Origin of the sequence: Pseudomonas sp. BR20 (assembly GCF_050780135.1) — a bacterium.
Lineage (GTDB): Bacteria > Pseudomonadota > Gammaproteobacteria > Pseudomonadales > Pseudomonadaceae > Aquipseudomonas.
The window spans coordinates 5,088,244-5,106,349 of the sequence record NZ_CP172012.1 but is presented as its reverse complement, the minus strand read 5'-3'; the positions used below and the strand labels follow the sequence as shown (position 1 = coordinate 5,106,349).

The 18,106-nt window shown below is 59.4% G+C and carries 19 protein-coding genes; 8 read left to right on the top strand and 11 right to left on the bottom strand.

Annotated features, from left to right (window positions below):
- Positions 1–130: 130 nt before the first annotated feature.
- The 3 genes from ACHPFG_RS23475 to ACHPFG_RS23465 are packed head-to-tail and all read left to right on the top strand — an operon-like array spanning position 131 to position 2,123.
- Positions 131–1,252, top strand: a complete 1,122-nt coding sequence (locus tag ACHPFG_RS23475; RefSeq protein WP_131698652.1) for a beta-ketoacyl-ACP synthase III — start codon at positions 131–133, stop codon at positions 1,250–1,252.
- Between the two features lie 17 nt (positions 1,253–1,269).
- Positions 1,270–1,884 carry an RNA polymerase sigma factor gene (locus ACHPFG_RS23470; protein ID WP_431700556.1) on the top strand — a complete coding sequence of 205 codons (615 nt, stop codon included), beginning with the start codon at positions 1,270–1,272 and terminating at the stop codon, positions 1,882–1,884.
- Positions 1,878–2,123 carry an anti-sigma factor family protein gene (locus tag ACHPFG_RS23465; protein WP_431700555.1) on the top strand — a complete coding sequence of 82 codons (246 nt, stop codon included), beginning with the start codon at positions 1,878–1,880 and terminating at the stop codon, positions 2,121–2,123. Before ACHPFG_RS23470 ends, ACHPFG_RS23465 begins: the two co-directional genes overlap by 7 nt.
- A 106-nt stretch (positions 2,124–2,229) precedes the next feature.
- Here ACHPFG_RS23465 and ACHPFG_RS23460 read toward each other — a convergent pair whose 3' ends face one another.
- A complete protein-coding gene (locus ACHPFG_RS23460) occupies positions 2,230–3,573 on the bottom strand; it encodes a putative porin (protein WP_431700554.1) in 1,344 nt (447 codons plus the stop codon).
- Positions 3,574–3,856: 283 nt separating this feature from the next.
- Here ACHPFG_RS23460 and ACHPFG_RS23455 point away from each other — a divergent pair, with 283 nt between their 5' ends.
- Positions 3,857–4,981 (top strand): GNAT family N-acetyltransferase, encoded by a 1,125-nt coding sequence (locus ACHPFG_RS23455; RefSeq protein WP_431700553.1) that lies wholly within the window; start codon positions 3,857–3,859, stop codon positions 4,979–4,981.
- Positions 4,982–5,040: 59 nt separating this feature from the next.
- On the opposite strand, the gene aqpZ is transcribed toward ACHPFG_RS23455, so the two are convergent.
- The 5 genes from aqpZ to ACHPFG_RS23430 form a co-directional block, all read right to left on the bottom strand.
- Positions 5,041–5,742 carry an aquaporin Z gene (gene aqpZ / locus ACHPFG_RS23450; protein ID WP_145337000.1) on the bottom strand — a complete coding sequence of 234 codons (702 nt, stop codon included), beginning with the start codon at positions 5,740–5,742 and terminating at the stop codon, positions 5,041–5,043.
- Between the two features lie 225 nt (positions 5,743–5,967).
- Complete coding sequence (locus ACHPFG_RS23445) at positions 5,968–7,800, bottom strand: ABC transporter ATP-binding protein (RefSeq protein ID WP_431700552.1); 1,833 nt, start codon at positions 7,798–7,800, stop codon at positions 5,968–5,970.
- A gap of 82 nt (positions 7,801–7,882) precedes the next feature.
- Entirely contained in the window at positions 7,883–8,446 is a 564-nt protein-coding gene (locus tag ACHPFG_RS23440) for a peptidylprolyl isomerase (protein WP_032879982.1), read from the bottom strand.
- Positions 8,447–8,449: 3 nt separating this feature from the next.
- On the bottom strand, positions 8,450–9,253 hold the full coding sequence (locus ACHPFG_RS23435; protein ID WP_431700551.1) for an alpha/beta fold hydrolase: 804 nt from the start codon (positions 9,251–9,253) through the stop codon (positions 8,450–8,452).
- Positions 9,254–9,267: 14 nt separating this feature from the next.
- The gene (locus ACHPFG_RS23430) at positions 9,268–10,191 is read right to left on the bottom strand and encodes a LysR family transcriptional regulator (protein ID WP_065946860.1); all 924 of its coding nucleotides are present in this window, start codon (positions 10,189–10,191) and stop codon (positions 9,268–9,270) included.
- A 49-nt stretch (positions 10,192–10,240) separates the two neighbouring features.
- Here ACHPFG_RS23430 and ACHPFG_RS23425 point away from each other — a divergent pair, with 49 nt between their 5' ends.
- The 4 genes from ACHPFG_RS23425 (at position 10,241) to ACHPFG_RS23410 (ending at position 12,870) form a co-directional block, all read left to right on the top strand.
- Entirely contained in the window at positions 10,241–10,555 is a 315-nt protein-coding gene (locus ACHPFG_RS23425) for a 3-phosphoglycerate kinase (protein ID WP_431700550.1), read from the top strand.
- A gap of 151 nt (positions 10,556–10,706) precedes the next feature.
- Positions 10,707–11,306: an FMN-dependent NADH-azoreductase gene (locus ACHPFG_RS23420; protein ID WP_431700549.1), complete on the top strand. Its 600-nt coding sequence runs from the start codon at positions 10,707–10,709 to the stop codon at positions 11,304–11,306.
- 203 nt (positions 11,307–11,509) lie between these two features.
- Positions 11,510–12,385, top strand: coding sequence for a carboxylate/amino acid/amine transporter (locus tag ACHPFG_RS23415; protein ID WP_431700548.1), 876 nt, complete (start codon positions 11,510–11,512; stop codon positions 12,383–12,385).
- A gap of 68 nt (positions 12,386–12,453) precedes the next feature.
- Positions 12,454–12,870 (top strand): Lrp/AsnC family transcriptional regulator, encoded by a 417-nt coding sequence (locus tag ACHPFG_RS23410; RefSeq protein WP_027603763.1) that lies wholly within the window; start codon positions 12,454–12,456, stop codon positions 12,868–12,870.
- Positions 12,871–13,107: 237 nt separating this feature from the next.
- On the opposite strand, the gene ACHPFG_RS23405 is transcribed toward ACHPFG_RS23410, so the two are convergent.
- Genes ACHPFG_RS23405 through ACHPFG_RS23385 form a run of 5 tightly spaced genes read right to left on the bottom strand, consistent with a single transcriptional unit; the run spans position 13,108 to position 17,685 of the window.
- Positions 13,108–13,785 carry a phenylalanine--tRNA ligase beta subunit-related protein gene (locus ACHPFG_RS23405; protein WP_131698640.1) on the bottom strand — a complete coding sequence of 226 codons (678 nt, stop codon included), beginning with the start codon at positions 13,783–13,785 and terminating at the stop codon, positions 13,108–13,110.
- Positions 13,786–13,789: 4 nt separating this feature from the next.
- Positions 13,790–15,016, bottom strand: coding sequence for an ATP-grasp domain-containing protein (locus ACHPFG_RS23400; RefSeq protein ID WP_431700547.1), 1,227 nt, complete (start codon positions 15,014–15,016; stop codon positions 13,790–13,792).
- A gap of 3 nt (positions 15,017–15,019) precedes the next feature.
- Positions 15,020–16,201 (bottom strand): MFS transporter, encoded by a 1,182-nt coding sequence (locus ACHPFG_RS23395; RefSeq protein ID WP_431700546.1) that lies wholly within the window; start codon positions 16,199–16,201, stop codon positions 15,020–15,022.
- An 8-nt stretch (positions 16,202–16,209) separates the two neighbouring features.
- On the bottom strand, positions 16,210–16,524 hold the full coding sequence (locus tag ACHPFG_RS23390) for a Rieske 2Fe-2S domain-containing protein (protein ID WP_131698638.1): 315 nt from the start codon (positions 16,522–16,524) through the stop codon (positions 16,210–16,212).
- Positions 16,525–16,536: 12 nt separating this feature from the next.
- Positions 16,537–17,685 (bottom strand): iron-containing redox enzyme family protein, encoded by a 1,149-nt coding sequence (locus tag ACHPFG_RS23385; RefSeq protein ID WP_237683204.1) that lies wholly within the window; start codon positions 17,683–17,685, stop codon positions 16,537–16,539.
- Positions 17,686–18,106 lie beyond the last annotated feature (421 nt).

The window sequence follows — 18,106 nt, the reverse complement described above, 5'->3', positions numbered from 1 at the left end:
GCTGGTGTGTAGCCACGGCGCGATGGAATAAAGCGATGCCAGTTTGATGTCCGCTGGGCGGAATAGAACTACTTACGGTTTGGTACGTCGGTACCAATATCATCTGCCTGACAGATTTAGAGGAACGATCGTGCATAACGTCGTCATCAGCGGCACTGGCCTTTACACCCCTGCCAACAGCATCAGCAACGAAGAACTGGTGCAGTCTTTCAATGCTTACGTGCACCAGTTCAATTCGGACAACGCCGCCGCCATCGAGCGCGGTGAAGTCCAGGCGCTGACGGAGTCGAGCGCTGCGTTCATCGAAAAAGCCTCGGGCATCAAGAGCCGCTTTGTGATGGACAAGGACGGCATCCTCGACCCGCAGCGCATGGCGCCGCGCCTGCCTGAGCGCAGCAATGACGAGTGGTCGGTGCTTTGCCAGATGGCCATCGGTGCCGCCGAACAGGCCCTGCAGCGCGCCGGCAAGACCGCTGCCGACATCGACGGCGTGATCGTCGCCTGTTCCAACCTGCAACGTGCTTACCCGGCCATCGCCATCGAAGTCCAGGAAGCCCTGGGCATCGCAGGCTTCGGTTTCGACATGAACGTGGCGTGTTCCTCGGCGACCTTCGGCATCCAGAACGCCGCCAACAGCATCCAGCTGGGCCAGGCCCGGGCGATCCTGATGGTCAACCCTGAAGTCTGCACCGGCCACTTGAACTTCCGCGACCGCGACAGTCACTTTATCTTCGGCGACGCCGCCACGGCCGTGGTCCTCGAGCGCGCCGACCTGGCGACCTCCGAGCATCAGTTCGACGTGGTGAGCACCAAGCTGCTGACCAAGTTCTCCAATAACATCCGCAACAACTTCGGCTTCCTCAACCGCGCGGCGGAAGAGGGCATCGGTGCGCCCGACAAACTGTTCGTGCAGGAAGGCCGCAAAGTCTTCCGCGACGTGTGTCCGATGGTCGCCGAGCTGATCGGCGTGCACCTGGAAGAGAACCAGTTGAACGTGGCCGATGTGAAGCGCTTTTGGCTGCACCAGGCCAACCTGAGCATGAACCACCTGATTGTGAAGAAACTGCTGGGCCGCGAAGCCACGGTGGAAGAAGCCCCGGTGATCCTCGATACTTACGCCAATACCAGCTCGGCGGGTTCGGTGATTGCGTTTCACACCTACCAGGACGATCTGCCCAAGGGCGCCGTCGCGGTACTCAGTTCGTTTGGCGCAGGCTATTCGATCGGTAGCGTGATCCTGCGTAAGCGTTAAGACAATCGAGGTCTTGAATGGCAGCAGCGGACGACGCGCACCTGCTTGAACGACTGCTCAAGGGCGAGCAACGGGCCTACAAGGAATTGGTCACCACGTACCAAAGCGCAATGCGGGCGGTGGCGTATGCCATCGCCGGCCAGCGCCATGCCGACGAAGTGGTGCAGGACGCCTGGCTGTCGGTGGTGCGCAACCTGGCCAAGTTCGAAGGGCGTTCCAGCCTCAAGACCTGGCTGCTGACCATCACCGCCAATGCTGCCAAGGGGCGCTATAAGCAGAATCGCCGGGAAGTGCTGCTCGACGATTTGCCCTCGCCCCACGGCACCATCGGCGATGAGCGTTTCACCCCCGATGATGGCCATTGGGCCGTCGCTCCGTATGCCTGGCACCAGGACACCCCGGAAGCCTTGCTGACCGAGGATGAACTGCGCAAGTGCCTGGAGCACACGTTACTGAGTTTGTCCGAACTGCAAAGCAGCGTGCTGGTGCTGCGTGAACGCCAGGGTCTGGAGCTGGAGGAGATCTGTAATCTTCTGACGCTCTCTCTCTCCAATGTCCGAGTGCTGTTGCATCGAGCACGGCTTAAAGTCTTCGCCACGGTGGAGCATTTTGAGGAAACGGGCGAATGTTGACCTGTAAAGAACAAGTGGCACGTTCCAGTGACTATCTCGATGGGCAATTGACCTTTCGCGAGCGTCTGCTGGTGCGTCATCACTTGATGTTCTGCCCGAACTGCCGACGGTTTATCCGCCAGATGCGCCTGATGCAGGCGACGTTGCGGATTTTGCCGCAGGAACCGGTGAAGGATGCGGATGCCTTGGCGCAGCGGCTGGCTGCCGAGCGGCTCAAGGATCAGAAAGGCGGGGAATAAGCAGGCTCGCGTGGATGGATCGGACGGATGATGGGGATCGATCCACCCATGCGAGACTGTTGCAGCCACCTCGGGCGTCCTTGCCCGGGGTTTTGAACACTTCTCTTTAGAACTTGGCTTCTGCATCCAGCTGGAAGGTGTTGGCTTTGGCGCTACCGTCCAGGAGCGTACGGCTGTAGGTGTCGGTCTTGGTCAGGAAGTAGGTCGCGCCGACGGCGAAGTTCTTGTCGATGTCATAGCCGACTTTGAACTTGTGACCACGGGAACCGGTGAAGCCGCCGCCGAAGTCCGAATCGGTGAAGGCACCCACCACGGCGTTTTTCTGCACGTCGCGGTAGTTGTAGTCCAGGTTGAAACCGAACACCTTGGACTTGGCACCCAGCAACCAGGCAGTGTCCGCATCGTCGACAGCGTCGTTGTTTTTCACATACTGGCCGTAGAACGACAGGGGAACCGCCAGGCCGCCGATATCGACTTGACCGAAGCCTTCATACAGGCGGAACTCGCCGTTGGGGGTGTTACCGTTGGTTGCCAGCACGTTCGGGGTACTGCTGCCGGAGGCACGGCTGTCTTCATCGTTCTGGTAGGCGTAGACGCTGCCGCCCAGGGTCATTTTCAGGTTGTCGGTCACCGAGAAACGAGTCCCCAACTGGCCGGTGGTCAGGCGCAGGTCATGGCGGTACTGCACGCCGTCACCGTCCACGTTGTCCTTGAGGTTGTAGTTGCCCAGGCTACCGAACAGCTCGGCGCTGCCGCCCAGCGGATACTTGTAGGTGACTGCCAGGCCTTCCGGGTTGATGTCGCTATCCCAGATCACATCGCCCATGTTGACCCAGGGCTGCAGCATTTTGCCGCCAATGATGTGCAGGTTTTTGATCTGGTCGGGGTGGTAGTCGATGTAGCCGAGGTCCAGCCAGATCGATTTTTTATCGAAGTAGCCGTCCAGGTCCTGGTTGGTGGAGCGCGCATCGCTGCCGCCGCCGGTGGCGATACGAATACCGGTGTCCACCTGTGGGTTGATTTCGGTGTAGGCGCCGAGGCGCGCGCGGATCCGTTCGCGGTCCTTGTCACGGCCGGTGACGCCAGCGCGGGTGACGCCATTTTCGCCTTCGACCTTGATGGTCTCGTGACGCATGCGCACATCACCCTTGAACTGAGTCTTGGCGGCCCAGGCCAGCTTCTGGTCGAAGCTGCTCAGCTCGTTGGTTTTCTTCGCGGTGGCCGCGATCTGTTCGTTGGTCTCTTGTTGAGCTTGCCGTGCGATCTGCTGTTCTTTCTGGTCTTTGGCCAACTCGTTTTGCAGTTCGGTGTACTGCGAAGCGGTGATCTGGCCGTTGGCCTTGAGCATGTCGAGCAATTTAGCGTCGACTGCAGCGCTGGCCGGAACGCTCAGGGCCAGTAACAGGCCACCGCACAGGACCGCCGCAGTTTTAGTGGAAGCAAGACGCATATCAATCTCCGAAAGTGAGGAGGGATGGCAAACCATCCAGGACACAACCGACCGATGACGGACGGAAAAATAACCACCTGCTAGAACCAGGCGCTCTAAAAACAGGCGTCAGTATCACGATCGTTTATGACGGCGCAGTGGCTAAGTGATGTCATGTAGATGACAAATTATTTAAGAATGGAACTATTGATTTAGAGCCTTGTCGCGCGATTTGGGGGTGTGCCCGGACCGGCGATAAGCGATACTCGCGAGGCTTTCACGCCCTGAAGTAGTGAGGATGCCGATGCCGCTGCAACGCCTGCTGAGCCTGTCCGAAATAGCCCCGGATACCTGGGATGCCCTGGTGCCGCAGGCCCAACCGTTCGTGAGGCATGCCTTCCTGAGCGCGCTGGAAGACAGCGGGAGCGTCGGACCGCATTCGGGCTGGCAACCTGAGCATTTGTTGCACTGGGAGGGTGATCGACTGTTGGCGGCATTGCCCTGTTATCGCAAGTGGCATTCCTATGGTGAGTATGTGTTCGACCATGGCTGGGCGGATGCCTGTGAGCGCGCCGGCATCGACTATTACCCCAAGCTGCTGACGGCCGTGCCGTTCAGCCCGGTCAGCGGTCCTCGCCTGTTGGCTGCCAGCGCCGACGATGGTTTCGAACTGCTGAAGAGCTTGCCGGGCTACCTGGAGATCGAAGGGCTCTCCAGCGCCCATATCAACTTCACCGACGGCTTGGCCGATGACGCGTTAGCCCAGCAGCCGGGCTGGTTGCAGCGCCTGGGTTGCCAGTTTCATTGGCAGAACCGCGGTTACCGTGACTTCCAGGACTTCCTCGACGCCCTCAGTTCCCGCAAGCGCAAACAGATGCGCAAGGAACGTGAACAGGTGGCGGGGCAGGGCATCGACTTCGAATGGTTGCAGGGCCACGAGCTGAGCGAGGCGCAGTGGGATTTTGTCTACGCCTGCTACGCCAATACCTACGCAGTACGTCGCCAGTCACCGTACCTGACCCGCGAATTTTTCAGCCTGCTGGCCGAACGTATGCCCGAGGCGATCCGTGTGGTGCTGGCCAAGCAAGGCACACGCCCGGTGGCCATGGCCTTCAGCCTGATCGGTGGCGACAGCTTCTATGGCCGTTACTGGGGCTGCCTGGCGGAGTTCGACCGGCTGCATTTCGAAACCTGCTTCTACCAGGGCATGGATTATGCCATCGCCCACGGCCTGCAACGCTTCGACGCCGGCGCCCAGGGTGAGCACAAATTGATTCGCGGGTTTGAACCGGTGATCACCCGGTCATGGCACTACCTGCGCCATCCCGGGTTGAAGAATGCCGTGGAGGATTTCCTCGAGCGCGAGCGGGTGGGGATTGCGGCGTATGCCGAAGAGGCGAGGGCGGCACTGCCTTATCGACACGTATAAGCCGCCCTCCGTAGATACCGTCTTATCCAACACCGCACAAATCCGTAGGGGGTTGCGTTTCAGGCCGGCTCCTCCTTGCCGAGCCATCGATAGACAACACCGCCCACCACCGCACCTAGGATCGGCGCGAGCCAGAACATCCACAACTGCTGGATCGCCCACCCGCCCACGATCAATGCCGGGCCGGTACTGCGGGCCGGGTTGACCGAGGTGTTGGTCACGGGGATGGAGATCAGGTGGATCAAGGTGAGGGCCAGGCCAATGGCGATGGGCGCGAGGCCCTTCGGGGCACGGTGGTCGGTGGCGCCCAGGATGATCAGCACGAACATCGCTGTCATCACCAGCTCACAGACCAACCCCGCTGCCATTGAATAGCCGCCCGGCGAATGCTCGCCATAGCCATTGGAGGCCAGCCCACCGGCCAGTTCAAAACCTGGCCTGCCGCTGGCGATGAAGTACAACAATGCGGCGGCGACTACCCCGCCGATGACTTGGGCCACGATGTACGCCGGTAACTCCCTGGCCGGAAACCTCCCGCCCACCACCAGCCCCACCGATACCGCCGGGTTGAGGTGACAACCGCTGATGTGCCCGATAGCCACCGCCATGGTCAGCACCGTGAGCCCGAACGCCAGGGCCACGCCCAACAATCCGATCCCGACGGCGGGAAACGCGGCGGCCAACACCGCACTCCCACAACCGCCCAACACCAGCCAAAACGTACCTAACCCCTCTGTGACTGAACGCTTGAACAAAGACATGCAACACGTCCTTGATAGATCGCTCTACCCAATCAGTAAATCAGTGATGCTCCCTGCAGATTTACTTCAGCGCCCGTCTGGGCACTGCACTGAGTACAGCACGGTTTTTACACAAATCCAGGCCACCAATGTGGGAGGGGGCTTGCCCCCGATGGCGGAGTGTCAGTCGCAAAATTGGGTGACTGACCCACCGATATCGGGAGCAAGCCCCCTCCCACATTTGCTTCAGTCGATGCCGACAAACCCCCCGGTCTGGTGCTGCCACAACCGCGCATACAACCCGCCATGGGCCAACAGTTCGGCATGGCTGCCCGTCTCGGCGATCTGGCCTTTCTCCAGCACCACCAGGCGGTCCATCCGCGCGATGGTCGACAACCGGTGCGCAATCGCAATCACCGTCTTGCCTTGCATCAGGGTTTCCAGGCTTTCCTGGATCGCCGCTTCCACTTCCGAGTCCAGCGCCGAAGTGGCTTCGTCCATGATCAGGATCGGCGCATCCTTGAGCAGTACACGGGCGATAGCGATACGTTGACGCTGCCCACCGGAGAGTTTCACCCCGCGTTCGCCCACGTGGGCGTCCAGCCCGGTGCGGCCTTCCGAGTCCGACAGCAGCGGGATGAACTCGTCGGCACGTGCCTTGTGCACGGCCGCCCAGAGTTGTTCATCGGTGGCGTCCGGCTTGCCGTACAGCAGGTTGTCGCGGATCGAGCGGTGCAGCAGCGAGGTGTCCTGGGTGATCATGCCGATCTGTTCACGCAGGGTTTCCTGGGCCACCTCGGCGATGTTCTGGCCGTCGATCAGGATACGTCCGCCTTGCAGGTCGTAGAGGCGCAGCAGCAGGTTGACCAGGGTCGACTTGCCCGCGCCGGACGGGCCGATCAGGCCGATCTTTTCACCGGCCCGAATGTTCAGGTTCAGGCCGCCAATGATCCCGCTCTTCTTGCCGTAGTGGAAATCCACCTGCTCGAAGCGTACTTCGCCCTGGGGCACTGTCAGGCGCGGGGCATTGTCGCGGTCGACCACGGCCAGGGGTTGGGCGATGGTCTTGAGGCCGTCCTGCACGATGCCGATATTTTCGAAAATACCGTTGACCACCCACATGATCCAGCCGGACATGTTGACGATGCGAATCACCAGGCCGGTCGCCAAGGCGATGGCGCCTACGGAAATCAGCGACTGCGTCCACAGCCACAAGGCGAGGCCGGTGGTGGTGACGATCAGCAGGCCGTTGAGGACGGTGATGACCGCATCCATGCTGGTCAGTACGCGGGCCGCCAGCTGGGTTTTTTCGGTTTGCTCAATGATCGCTTCCTTGGCGTATTCCTGCTCATTCTGCGTATGGGCGAACAGCTTCAAGGTGGTGATGTTGGTGTAGCCGTCGACGATGCGCCCCATGAGTTTGGAACGTGCTTCGGAAGAAATGACCGAACGCTCCTTGACCCGCGGCACGAAGTAACGCAATGCCAGGCAGTAACAGATGATCCAGGTGATCAACGGAATCATCAGTCGCCAATCGGCCTCGGCAAACAGCACCAGGGAGGTGATGGCGTAGATCGATACATGCCAGATCGCCTCCGCCGTTGCCACCGCAGAGTCACGCAAGGAGTTGCCGGTTTGCATGATGCGCTGGGCAATGCGCCCGGCGAAATCGTTCTGGAAGAAATTCAGGCTCTGCTTGAGCACGTAGCTGTGGTTCTGCCAGCGAATCAGGCTGGTCATGCCGGGGTTGATGGTCTGGTGCACCAGCAAGTCATGCAGGCCATTGAAAATCGGGCGCAGCAGCAAGGCGACCACGGCCATCCAGATCAGCTCGGTGCTGTGGATCTGGAAGAAGTCAGCGGGCGGTGTGCCCTGGGCCAGGTCGATGATACGGCTCAGGTAGCTGAACAGCGCGACTTCGATCAGCGCACCGACCAGGCCCACCACCAGCAGTGCGGCAAAACAGGGCCACACCTGGCGCAGGTAGTAGAGGTAGAAGGGCAGGACTTTGTCGGGAGGGGCGGCGCTGGGTGCGTCGCGGAAAATATCGATCAGTTGTTCAAAACGACGATAGAGCATTAGGGTTGACGCCCGCCTGGCGGGCTCTCCTTTCAAATGCGCGCGCAGCCTTGTGGGCCGCGCGCGGAGTTTCCTGCAGACCTCAGTCGATGCGCTTGGCCGACTTGATCAGGACAGGATCGATTGGCACGTTCTGCATGCCTTGTTTGGTGGTGGTCTGGGAGTTGACGATGATGTCGACCACATCCATGCCTTTGACCACTTTGGCGAACACGGCATAACCGGCATCGCGACCCGGGTCGAGGAAGGCGTTGTCAGCCACGTTGATGAAGAACTGGCTGGTGGCCGAGTTCGGGTCATTAGTGCGTGCCATGGACAGCGTGCCACGTACGTTATGCAGGCCGTTGCTGGCTTCGTTCTTGATCGGCGCTTCGGTCGGCTTTTGCGACATCTGCTGGGTGAACCCGCCACCCTGGACCATGAAGCCCGGGATCACGCGGTGGAAAATCGTGTTGGTGTAGAAGCCTTTGTCGACATAGGCCAGGAAGTTCTTGGTACTGATCGGCGCCTTGACCGGGTCCAGTTCGATTTCAATGTCGCCGTTGGTGGTGGAGATCAATACGTGTGGCGCCTTGGCAGGCTCGGCGGCCATCAGGTTGGCAGCGAACAGAACGGAACCGGCAAAGAAGGCGATTTTTTTCAGCATGGGTCAGTGATCCTGGGTAGTGGTTTCGACTGTCTTTAGAAAATCGAGCAGGGTGGTATTAAAGACTTCGGGTTGGTCCAAGGGCGTGGCATGGCGGGAATCTTCAATCACCACCAGTCGCGCATCGGGCAGCAGTTTTACATAGTTTTCTTTCTGGGCCACGGGGGTGTAGTCGTGGTCGGCGCTGATGACCAGGGTTGGACAGGTAATCCTTGAAAGTCGTTCCTGTACGCCCCAGCCCACAATCGCATCGAAGCTGGCGAGATAAGCACGTTTGTCGTTTTTTGCCCAGCGTTCGGCCATCTTGCGGCGCAGGTCGGCCTGATCCGGCTTGGGGAAGAGGCGGTCACCGAGTGCCTTGCCGATGGTGTTCAGGCTGAGCACACGGGCGAGCGTCCAGCGCTTGGCCCACCACCAATACTCCTGGGCACTGCGTACCTTGACCTGCGGCACGCTGTTGACGATGCACAGGCTCTTGACCCGGCCAGGTTCGTCAACCGCCAGTTGGAAGGCGATCATGCCGCCCATGGACAGGCCCACCACATGGGCAGGCGGCAGGTCCAGGTGTTCGATCAGCGCAATCAGGTCGTAGGTGAACCCTTCGATGCTGTAGCGCTCCCTGGGTTTGTCGGAGCGCCCATGGCCGCGCACATCCACCACGATCAGGCGGTAGTGGCGAGCCAGTACCGGCACCTGCAGCTCCCAATCCTGGCTGCTGGAGCCCAGGCCGTGGATCAGGATCAGCGGCGTGCCGTGGCCATATTCCTCGTAGTGCAGGCTGCAGCCTTCATGGTCGAACCAGGCCATGCATGAACTCCGTTTCAGGCTTGCTGGGGGGCGGCGAAAGGCGCGTCCAGGGGGGCGGTGTCAAAGGTGCGCAGCAGCTCCACGAGGATCTGCGTTGCCGGCCCCAAGGGTTTGTCCTTGTTTGAATACAGGTAGAACGTGGGGTGGCGGCTGCCGCCCTGTTCCAAGGGTAGCTGCTTGAGCACACCTTCGGCGAGTTCACGCTCGATCATGTGCCGTGGCAGCCAGGCAAAGCCCAGGCCGCTGCCGACAAAGGCGGCGGCGGTGGCGAGACTGCCGACGGTCCAGCGTTGCTCAGCGCCGAGCCAGCCCACATCCCGGGGTTGCTGGCGGCCGGAGTCGCGGATCACCACCTGCATCTGGCTTTCCAGGTCCTGGAAGCTCAGCTCGCGGTTCATGCGGTGCAAGGCGTGCTCGGGGTGGGCCACGGCGACGAACTCCACGTCGCTCATTTCGGTGCCCAGGTAGCCGGGGATGCTGAAGCCGCAAATCGCCAGGTCGGCCACGCCTTCCATCAACAGCTCTTCGACGCCGGACAGCACTTCTTCACGCAAACGCACCCGGCAACCACGGCTCTGCGGCATGAACGCGGTGAGTGCGCGCACCAGGCGCGCGTTGGGGTAGGCCGCATCGACGACCAACCGCACTTCGGCTTCCCAGCCCTGTTCCATATGGTGGGCGAGGTCTTCCAGCTGGCTGGCGTTTTTCACCAGTTGCCGGGAGCGGCGCAGCAGCACTTCACCGGCGTCGGTGAGTACCGCCTTGCGCCCGTCGATGCGCAGCAGCGGCACACCGAGTTGGTCTTGCATACGGGCCACGGTGTAGCTCACCGAGGACTGCGAACGGTGCAGCGCTTCCGCTGCCTGGGCGAAGCCGCCGTGGTCGACGACGGCTTGCAGCGTGCGCCATTGATCGAGGGTAACGCGGGGCGCTTTCAAGATGTGTTCCTCTTGTCCTAAGCTGGCGGTCCCTATTGGAGACTGCCGAATGAGAAAATTCTGTTGTGTGTTGCTGACGCTGCTGCCGATGAGCGCGTTTGCCTACCCCATCGACGTGACGAAAAAGATCGACGGTGTGAGCATCGATTACACCGCCTCCGACGTGGACGGCGATATCAGCTCGATCCAGCTGAATAACTACGGCGCCCAGGACGCCGTGTGTTCGGTAACGTTCACCAACGGCCCGGAATCTCCACGTCGCCGCACGGTTTCGGTGCCGGCGGGAAAAAGCACCAACACCACGGTCAAGTTCAACCGCGCCATTATCAAGATGCGTATCGCGTTGGCCTGCACGCCAAAATAAAGCGGCAGCGGAGCATGTCCACAGGAATACTCCGCTTATAAACAAATTTATAGATGGGTTATAGCAGTTTTTTGCGCTTTTTTATCGAATTGGCTCTGTCTAATCTCCACTCCATCGACTTACAGCAATTACAGATGGAGCCTACGAAGCCATGTCCAATGTCCTGATCATCGAAAGCAGCGCCCGCCAGCAGGATTCGATCTCCCGTCAGCTGACCCAGCAGTTCATCAGCCAATGGCGGACCGCCCACCCGACGGACCGGATCACTGTGCGTGACGTGGCGCTCAACCCGGTTCCGCACCTGGACGCCAACCTGCTCGGCGGCTGGATGAAACCGGCGGATCAGCGCAACGGTAACGAACAGGCCTCCCTTGACCGCTCCAACGAATTGACCGACGAACTGCTGGCCGCCGACGTGCTGGTGATGGCTGCGCCGATGTACAACTTCGCCATCCCCAGCACCCTCAAGGCCTGGTTGGATCACGTGCTGCGGGCGGGTGTGACCTTCAAGTACACCCCCACCGGACCGCAAGGTTTGTTGACCGGCAAGCGTGCCATTGTGTTGACCGCTCGCGGCGGTATTCACACCGGCGCCACTTCCGATCACCAGGAACCCTACCTGCGCCAGGTCATGGCTTTTATCGGCATCCACGACGTCACGTTCATTCACGCCGAAGGGGTGAACCTGAGTGGCGACTTTCAGGAAAAGGGCATCAACCACGCCAAGGCGCTGTTGGCCCAGGTCGCTTGATCCTTTAATCGTCAGATAATCGCACGGTGTTTATCTAGTGCCACGCAAACCCTTCAAGTACGCGTAACGAACCTCCCTTTGCACTTGTTGCTCCTGAGTGCTCCTGCCCGACTGCCGCTTTAGCGAGGTCGGGTTTTTTTTGCCTCGAGTTTCTTCAATCGCCGAAAACCTTTAATGTCCCGCCCATTCGATGCGAGGCGCACATGGGCTATCTACTGGTTGTCACCCTGATTCAGGCATTTTCCTTCAGCTTGATCGGCGAATACCTCGCCGGTCACGTCGACAGCTACTTCGCGGTGCTGGTGCGTGTAGTGCTGGCCGGGTTGGTATTTATCCCGCTGACCCGCTGGCGCTCGGTCGAACCTGCCTTTATGCGCGGCCTGCTGGTGATCGGCGCGCTGCAGTTTGGCGTGACCTATGTGTGCCTGTACCTGAGCTTTCGTGTGCTCACGGTGCCGGAGGTGCTGCTGTTCACCATCCTCACGCCGTTGCACGTGACCCTGATCGAAGACGCACTCAACCGGCGCTTCAACCCGTGGGCACTGGTTGCTGCTCTGGTGGCAGTAGCGGGGGCGGCGGTGATTCGTTTCGACCAGATCACCCCGCACTTCCTGATGGGGTTCTTGCTGCTGCAACTGGCTAACTTCACCTACGCCGCGGGGCAAGTGATGTACAAGCACCTGGTGGCACGCTACCCGAGCAACCTGCCGCACTACCGGCGCTTCGGTTACTTCTACCTCGGCGCGTTACTGGTGGTGCTGCCAGCATTCCTGTTGTTCGGCAAGGCCGATTTCCTGCCGCAAGCGCCGCTGCAATGGGGTGTCTTGCTGTTCCTCGGGCTGGTCAGCACTGCCCTGGGCATTTACTGGTGGAACAAGGGCGCCTGCCTGGTGCATGGCGGAACCCTGGCGGTGATGAACAACCTGCATGTGCCGGTAGGATTGTTGCTGAACCTGCTGATCTGGAACCAGCATGAGCCGCTGGGCCGCCTGGCCTTGGGTGGTTTGGTGATTCTGGGGGCGGTGTGGATAAGTCGATTGGGCGTAAAGCCCGCGCCTGGCGTACAGTCGGCGACGTAATGGGCCAAGGGCATGCGTGAGCGGCAATGAAAGTCTGCTATCGAAAAGAACGGTGTGGGGGCGGCAGAGTGGACAAGATTGATGAACTGATCATTGCAGCCTTGAAGGATGACTCCCGAGTCAGCCTGGCGCAATTGGCGCGGCAAGTTCACAAGTCTCGAACCGCCGTGGAGTCGCGCGTTCAAAAGCTGATTGAAAAAGGCATCATCCTGGGTTTCACCATCAACGTCGCGGAGGGCGATGAGACCCTGCAAGCGGCGTTCTTGATGCTGACGCTCAATGGCAGCAATTGCCATCTGGTGTTTCCGAAGATCCAGCAGTTCAGCCAGGTGGTGCATGCCTATTCACTGTTTGGCGACGTGGACATGATGCTCGACGTTCGGTACAGGAGCTTTGAAGAACTGATGGTCTTCAAGGACAGCCTGCTGAAGATCGAGCATGTGAAAGAAGTCGTGGTCAACCCTGTGCTGAAGGCCTGGCGTTAGGCGCCGGCCACCACTTCATGTCCTGGCTTCAGGCGCATGGGTATCCACACAACTTTCAGATACTGATAAATCTCTCTGTGACGAGCGGGCTTGTCCCGCGTTGGGCTGCGCAGCAGCCCCAGTAAAGAAGAATTCGGTGTATCAGACACGCTGTAGAGGCTGGTTTTGGGGCTGCTTCGCAGCCCAACGCGGGACAAGCCCGCTCGCCACAATAGCCCTATCTGCTGGACCTATGCTTCAGGCGTGATCGCGAACGGTTTCAAGAAAATGATGGCTCAGGTTCGGCATTTTCTGACGCAGGGTGTCCACGAGTTCTTCGATGACCGCCTGGTTGAATTGGAACGATGTGTCGTCATGCCCCAGGATCACCACCAACAACCTCGACGAGTCTTTCGTCAGCCGGAAGTCATGGGCATCGGCATCCACCTTGCCGATGCTCGCCAACGGCACATCACCGCAGGTATAGACGATATCGCCAACGGGAATCGTGATGGCCTTCTTGGCGAACAGTGGGCGTAGCACCCTCGGCTTATCCGAGCGCATCACGTAGATGTCGTCCTTCTGATGATAGGTGTGCACGCCAATGCTGACCCCATGCCGGATCGCGACCGCGTTATAGGCGTCGACGATGTTGTTGATGGGATACACGCCTTTGGCGATGAAGCGTCGCAGCAGCTTTTCGTTGGCACTGACGGTATTTTCGTAGCCGAGTTTTTTGAGCTGCCTGGCAAACCCTTCGTACACGACGTTCGAGTCCAGCTCGTTAAGGCGCGAGGCTACGTGGTTCAGGTTACTTTGCAGTACCCCGACGAAGCTCTGGTCATCCGAGACGGTGATGTCTTCGATAACGGCGGCGCACGCATTATTGATGCCCAGCTCACAGGCTGACTTTCTGATGATCAAACGACTTTTCATAACCTTAGCCCCACAGTGTTTTTCGCAGGTTGGCGGTACTGACGTCCAGTTGCTGCGCCGAAGGACTTTGCAGCCAGAACAGCCCCGGACAGGTGGCGAAGTCGATCGTGACCGGCGTGGTATCGCCGGCGCTGATGAAATAACGGTGCCCGCAATAGGCCTCGTCTGCCTGGGCGCTTTGTATGGCCTGGGGTGAGGGAAGATCGAAGGCATGGCGTTCATCGGAGCAGAAGAAACCGATCCGGCCATGGCTGATCTGGCTGACCGCATCGGCCTGGGGGCGTGGGTGGCCGAGGTAGCTGTCGATCGACAGTGACAGCAAGTCGGGGTGATACACCTGCTGGAACAGCAGGGGCGCGATGCCCCCGTGCAAGCGACCGCCGGCCTCGATCATCACCGGCCCGGCCTCAGACCAGATGATTTCCATGTGAATCGGCCCGACCCGCACGCCCAGGGCCGCTGCCGCCTGGCGGGCGTAATCGGTCAGCGGTTGCAGTTCTGCAGCCCGAGGGTCGAGGGTGTCGAGGCTTTCGTAGACAAACATGCTGCCGTTCTTCTGGATCTTGGTGTACTTGCAGACGCTGGCAACGATGTAGGTGCCGTCAAAGGCGACCATATCCACCACGTACTCCGGTCCCGCGATGAACGACTGCACGATAAAACCGAGGTTGACTTCGCCCAGGTCGTTTTTCTGCTGCCAGGCCGCGTTTTTCAAGGCGGTCTCCACTTCGCGCTTGCCCCGGGCAAACACCACCCCTTCGGTGGCGGCCGAGTTCAGCGGCTTGACCACATAGGTGGCCGCCTCGTCGAGTTTGGCCAGCACTTCACCGATGCGGCTCGGTGAGCTCAGCAGGTGCGAATCGATGTGAGCCAGCTGGTATTTTTTCAGCGCCTGCTGCATGGAGAACTTGTTGCGCCGCAGGTCGCTGGTGATACGGCTGTTGCCTGGGATGTCGAGCAGCTCCGTCAGGTAGTCCGTGAGGTAGATCGCGGTTTCGCAACCGGCGATCACGGCGCTCGGTGACAAGGTTTCCAGGGTGATCAACAGGCTCTCTTCCCAGGCATACACCTCATGGAAGTTTTCTGTGATCAGGTCGTTGGTGAAGTGTTCAGGCAAGGCGCGTGTGGAGATCACGGCGATGCACCGTATGCCCTGCGCATTGAGCAAGGGAGCGTAGAGTTTGCCCGTGGAGAACGGGTCAACGATCAGTACGGTTTTCACGTCGTGCATTCCTTATTCCGTGGTGGCGGTGGGCGCGGCGGCCGGGGTCAGGTTCCACGCCAGTACGGCGGTGGCCAACAGGCCGGCGGAGACGACCATCAACAGGCGGGCGCCTTCGAGTCCGAGAAATCCGGAGGTGGTGAAGAACGTCAGGATCATAGGTGCCGAGCCACTGACCAGCAGGTAGTAGAGCGAACTTTTGGCCGCGATCACGTCAGCTACCCGGGCGTTGGGCGCCGACTCGATCAGGGTTTTACGCAACTGGATCCGCAGGCTGTTGATGCAAAAACCCAGCAGGAAGGCCGCGGCCATCATCACGTAGAGGTTCTGGAAGTAGACGATTGCCACGTCCGCCAGTATCACCAGCGCGATGGCCCCGTAGCTGTTGAGCTTGATGCGCGGCAACACGGCGGCGCTGAAAGCGCCCAGGCCTGCCAGGCCACTGGCGACGCCAAACAGGGTGGCATTCCACTCATTGAGCTTTTGAAAAACGATGGGCACCAGGCTGTTGAACGCGCCGATATGGAAACCGATCATGCTCAACACGATGATCAGGATGTAGAGGTTGCGCGGCAGGTCCAGCGGACGCGCAGTGGAGGGCCCTGTGGCCTGTTCGGCGGCGTGCTCGTTGGGGTTGTCGGCCACCAGGAGGATGGCCGCGAGCGAGAGAATCGCCGCCAGGCTGATGATCTGCAGCGTCTGGTTGACCGAAAACACATCCACGATCAACCCGCCCAGGAGCGCACCGCCGAAGGCACCGATCTGTATGGAGGTTTGCATCAACCGCGCGCAGGTATCGCTGTCGGTGAGGCCGGCCAGCACCAGCTTGGTATTTTTCGATTCCAGGGTGCTGATGGTGAAGTAGTCGGTGACGCCCACCACGAACGCGATGGCCAGGAAGCCGATCGGTAGCAGGGCAGCCTCGGTAAACGACAGCCCCAGTACCGCGGCGAAGGCCGCCAGGCGAATGTACAGCAGCCGTTTCAGGCTGAGTTCAATGGTAAAGAACCGGCCGATGTACTGCTCGCATAAATACGGCACTACAGTCGCCACGCACAAGGTGGCGCCGACCAGGAATGTTGAGCCGGTGGTCTCCAGGCCGAACCAGACCATCGCGATGACAATCGCCATGTCGAGGCCGGTGAAGAGGGTCACGATTGAATAGAACGCGGTCAGTGTCGATTTAGTATTCATGGGCTTCATCAGTCGTAACGGGAGATTTTAAGCAGCGGCACACAGCGCTCGGTGTCGCCGACGACGGTGCTTATCTGGTTTCTGACGCGCACAGTGGGCAGCGCCTTCTTTTCCAGGTTGCAGACCTTGTAGGCGTTGTCGTGCCAGGGACAGATCACACTTTGGCCGTCGCCTGTCACTTCGCCCATATGCAGCGGGCCGCCACGATGGGGGCACGCGGTGGGCAGCAATTGCGTCGAATACGCATGACGCTTGAGAAAGTAGGTTCTTTCCTCCACGGCCACATAGTTGGCGTGGTTGAGATTCAGGCTGATGGCTTTCATTGGGTTGCCCACTCAGATGGCGGTGACGGTGTACGTGCAGGACGGGCTGGTGATGCGGGTGCCATGCAGCATTCCCTTGGGAATCACCACGCCTTCGCCGGCCTTGAGGCGCACCGTCAGTTCGGGGCTGGCGACAAACTCCAGCTCGCCTGATTCGACCCAGAACAGTTCGTCATTCGGGTGGGTATGCAGCACCGACAACTCGTGTTCAGGCTCGGTAATCCTCAGGTCCACGGGTTTGTGGCCCTGGAGCGCCGCTGCCTGTGCCCGATGCTCATCGAACGCGTCATGCCATTTGATATGGGCATACAACTCTTCGTCGGCGATGTCCTGAAGCAGCCTGAACTCTTCAAAGCCGCGAATAAGGTCGGGGATGATCTTGGTGCCGAACTGCTTGATCATGGGAATGATCAGGCGCTGGAGGGCCATTCTTCCGTGGTGCACATCGATGTGGGCATGCTCATCGAAATAGTCCGTGGAGACGCTGCCGTTGAAGATGGTCTTGATCGCGCGTGACTGGTGCTTGGTCGTCAGGGCCAATGTGGCTTCGGTGTAGTACATGGCGCCGATATAGCGGAACAGCTCGCCATGGTTGGCCGATACGTAGTGGAAGTAGTTGGTCAGCGACAGCGACGCCGGGGTATAGAACTGCCAGTAATGGTGCACGTGATGGGACATGCCCATGTCCTGGAGCATGTCTTCAAAAATAGTGCTGTGTTTCTTTTTGTCGACGCCGTAGCCGTACTCGTCGATCAGGATCTTGAACAATTCGCTGGTGTACACGCCGCTGTTACCCAGCACGTTGCGGGCCATGGCCGACGCTTCACTGAGGAAGTCTCCTGCGCATTGCGTCATGAAAAACCTGGCGGCACGTTCGGGGTGGCGGCTGGTGGTCAGCACTTCATGGAGTTTGGATTCGGACTGGGCGACGTCATCCAATACTTTATCGGTGTGGGCGATAAAAGAGTCCAGGCACCAAGGGCCGTTGATATGCACTTCTTCCTTGAGCCAGTTGTACAGGTAGTGTTCCAGCAACGGGCGGATCTTTTTGCCACTGGCCGCATGCTGCGGATCATAGAAGCGCTTGAACGCCTTGAAGTCCAGTTCCAATGGCGGCTTGGGCAAGAAGACCAGGTCTTGCTCGTAGATATTCAATAACAACCGTTGCGCCAATAGATGCTGACTGTTTGAAAGCTGGTCGCTGGTCAAGCAGGTGGTGATGATTGAATCGGTTACGTCCTGCGGCCGCGAAGGTCGCTGGTAGGGGCTTTGGGTATAAAAGTCGCAGGGTTGAGCAAAGGCGCCAGCACCACAATATTGGGTCAATGCTTCGGCATTCGAGCTTAATACAAAGTCTGCTGCATTATCGGAAAGCTGAGTTGTCCATAACATGAGGTTGGCCTTCTGCTGGCGTTGTTTGATGGCCAGATGCTAAGGCGTTGGTTTTTTTTAAAACAGATTAGAAATAGTGCGCGCAAGTAGTGAAATTCACTAAAGGTATAGGAAGAATTTTCTTTATGGGGTAAGTCGGTTGAATAATCGGCAGCAGCGGCTACACATAGTTGCCAGCTTTTATTGTGGG

Bases quoted from the DNA above. Each gene is read 5' to 3' on its own strand.
- ACHPFG_RS23470 (WP_431700556.1), top strand. From the start codon at position 1,270: ATGGCAGCAGCGGACGACGCGCACCTGCTTGAACGACTGCTCAAGGGC.
- ACHPFG_RS23465 (WP_431700555.1), top strand. From the start codon at position 1,878: ATGTTGACCTGTAAAGAACAAGTGGCACGTTCCAGTGACTATCTCGAT.
- ACHPFG_RS23460 (WP_431700554.1), bottom strand. From the start codon at position 3,573: ATGCGTCTTGCTTCCACTAAAACTGCGGCGGTCCTGTGCGGTGGCCTG.
- ACHPFG_RS23455 (WP_431700553.1), top strand. From the start codon at position 3,857: ATGCCGCTGCAACGCCTGCTGAGCCTGTCCGAAATAGCCCCGGATACC.
- aqpZ (WP_145337000.1), bottom strand. From the start codon at position 5,742: ATGTCTTTGTTCAAGCGTTCAGTCACAGAGGGGTTAGGTACGTTTTGG.
- ACHPFG_RS23445 (WP_431700552.1), bottom strand. From the start codon at position 7,800: ATGCTCTATCGTCGTTTTGAACAACTGATCGATATTTTCCGCGACGCA.
- ACHPFG_RS23440 (WP_032879982.1), bottom strand. From the start codon at position 8,446: ATGCTGAAAAAAATCGCCTTCTTTGCCGGTTCCGTTCTGTTCGCTGCC.
- ACHPFG_RS23435 (WP_431700551.1), bottom strand. From the start codon at position 9,253: ATGGCCTGGTTCGACCATGAAGGCTGCAGCCTGCACTACGAGGAATAT.
- ACHPFG_RS23425 (WP_431700550.1), top strand. From the start codon at position 10,241: ATGAGAAAATTCTGTTGTGTGTTGCTGACGCTGCTGCCGATGAGCGCG.
- ACHPFG_RS23420 (WP_431700549.1), top strand. From the start codon at position 10,707: ATGTCCAATGTCCTGATCATCGAAAGCAGCGCCCGCCAGCAGGATTCG.
- ACHPFG_RS23415 (WP_431700548.1), top strand. From the start codon at position 11,510: ATGGGCTATCTACTGGTTGTCACCCTGATTCAGGCATTTTCCTTCAGC.
- ACHPFG_RS23405 (WP_131698640.1), bottom strand. From the start codon at position 13,785: ATGAAAAGTCGTTTGATCATCAGAAAGTCAGCCTGTGAGCTGGGCATC.
- ACHPFG_RS23400 (WP_431700547.1), bottom strand. From the start codon at position 15,016: ATGCACGACGTGAAAACCGTACTGATCGTTGACCCGTTCTCCACGGGC.
- ACHPFG_RS23395 (WP_431700546.1), bottom strand. From the start codon at position 16,201: ATGAATACTAAATCGACACTGACCGCGTTCTATTCAATCGTGACCCTC.
- ACHPFG_RS23390 (WP_131698638.1), bottom strand. From the start codon at position 16,524: ATGAAAGCCATCAGCCTGAATCTCAACCACGCCAACTATGTGGCCGTG.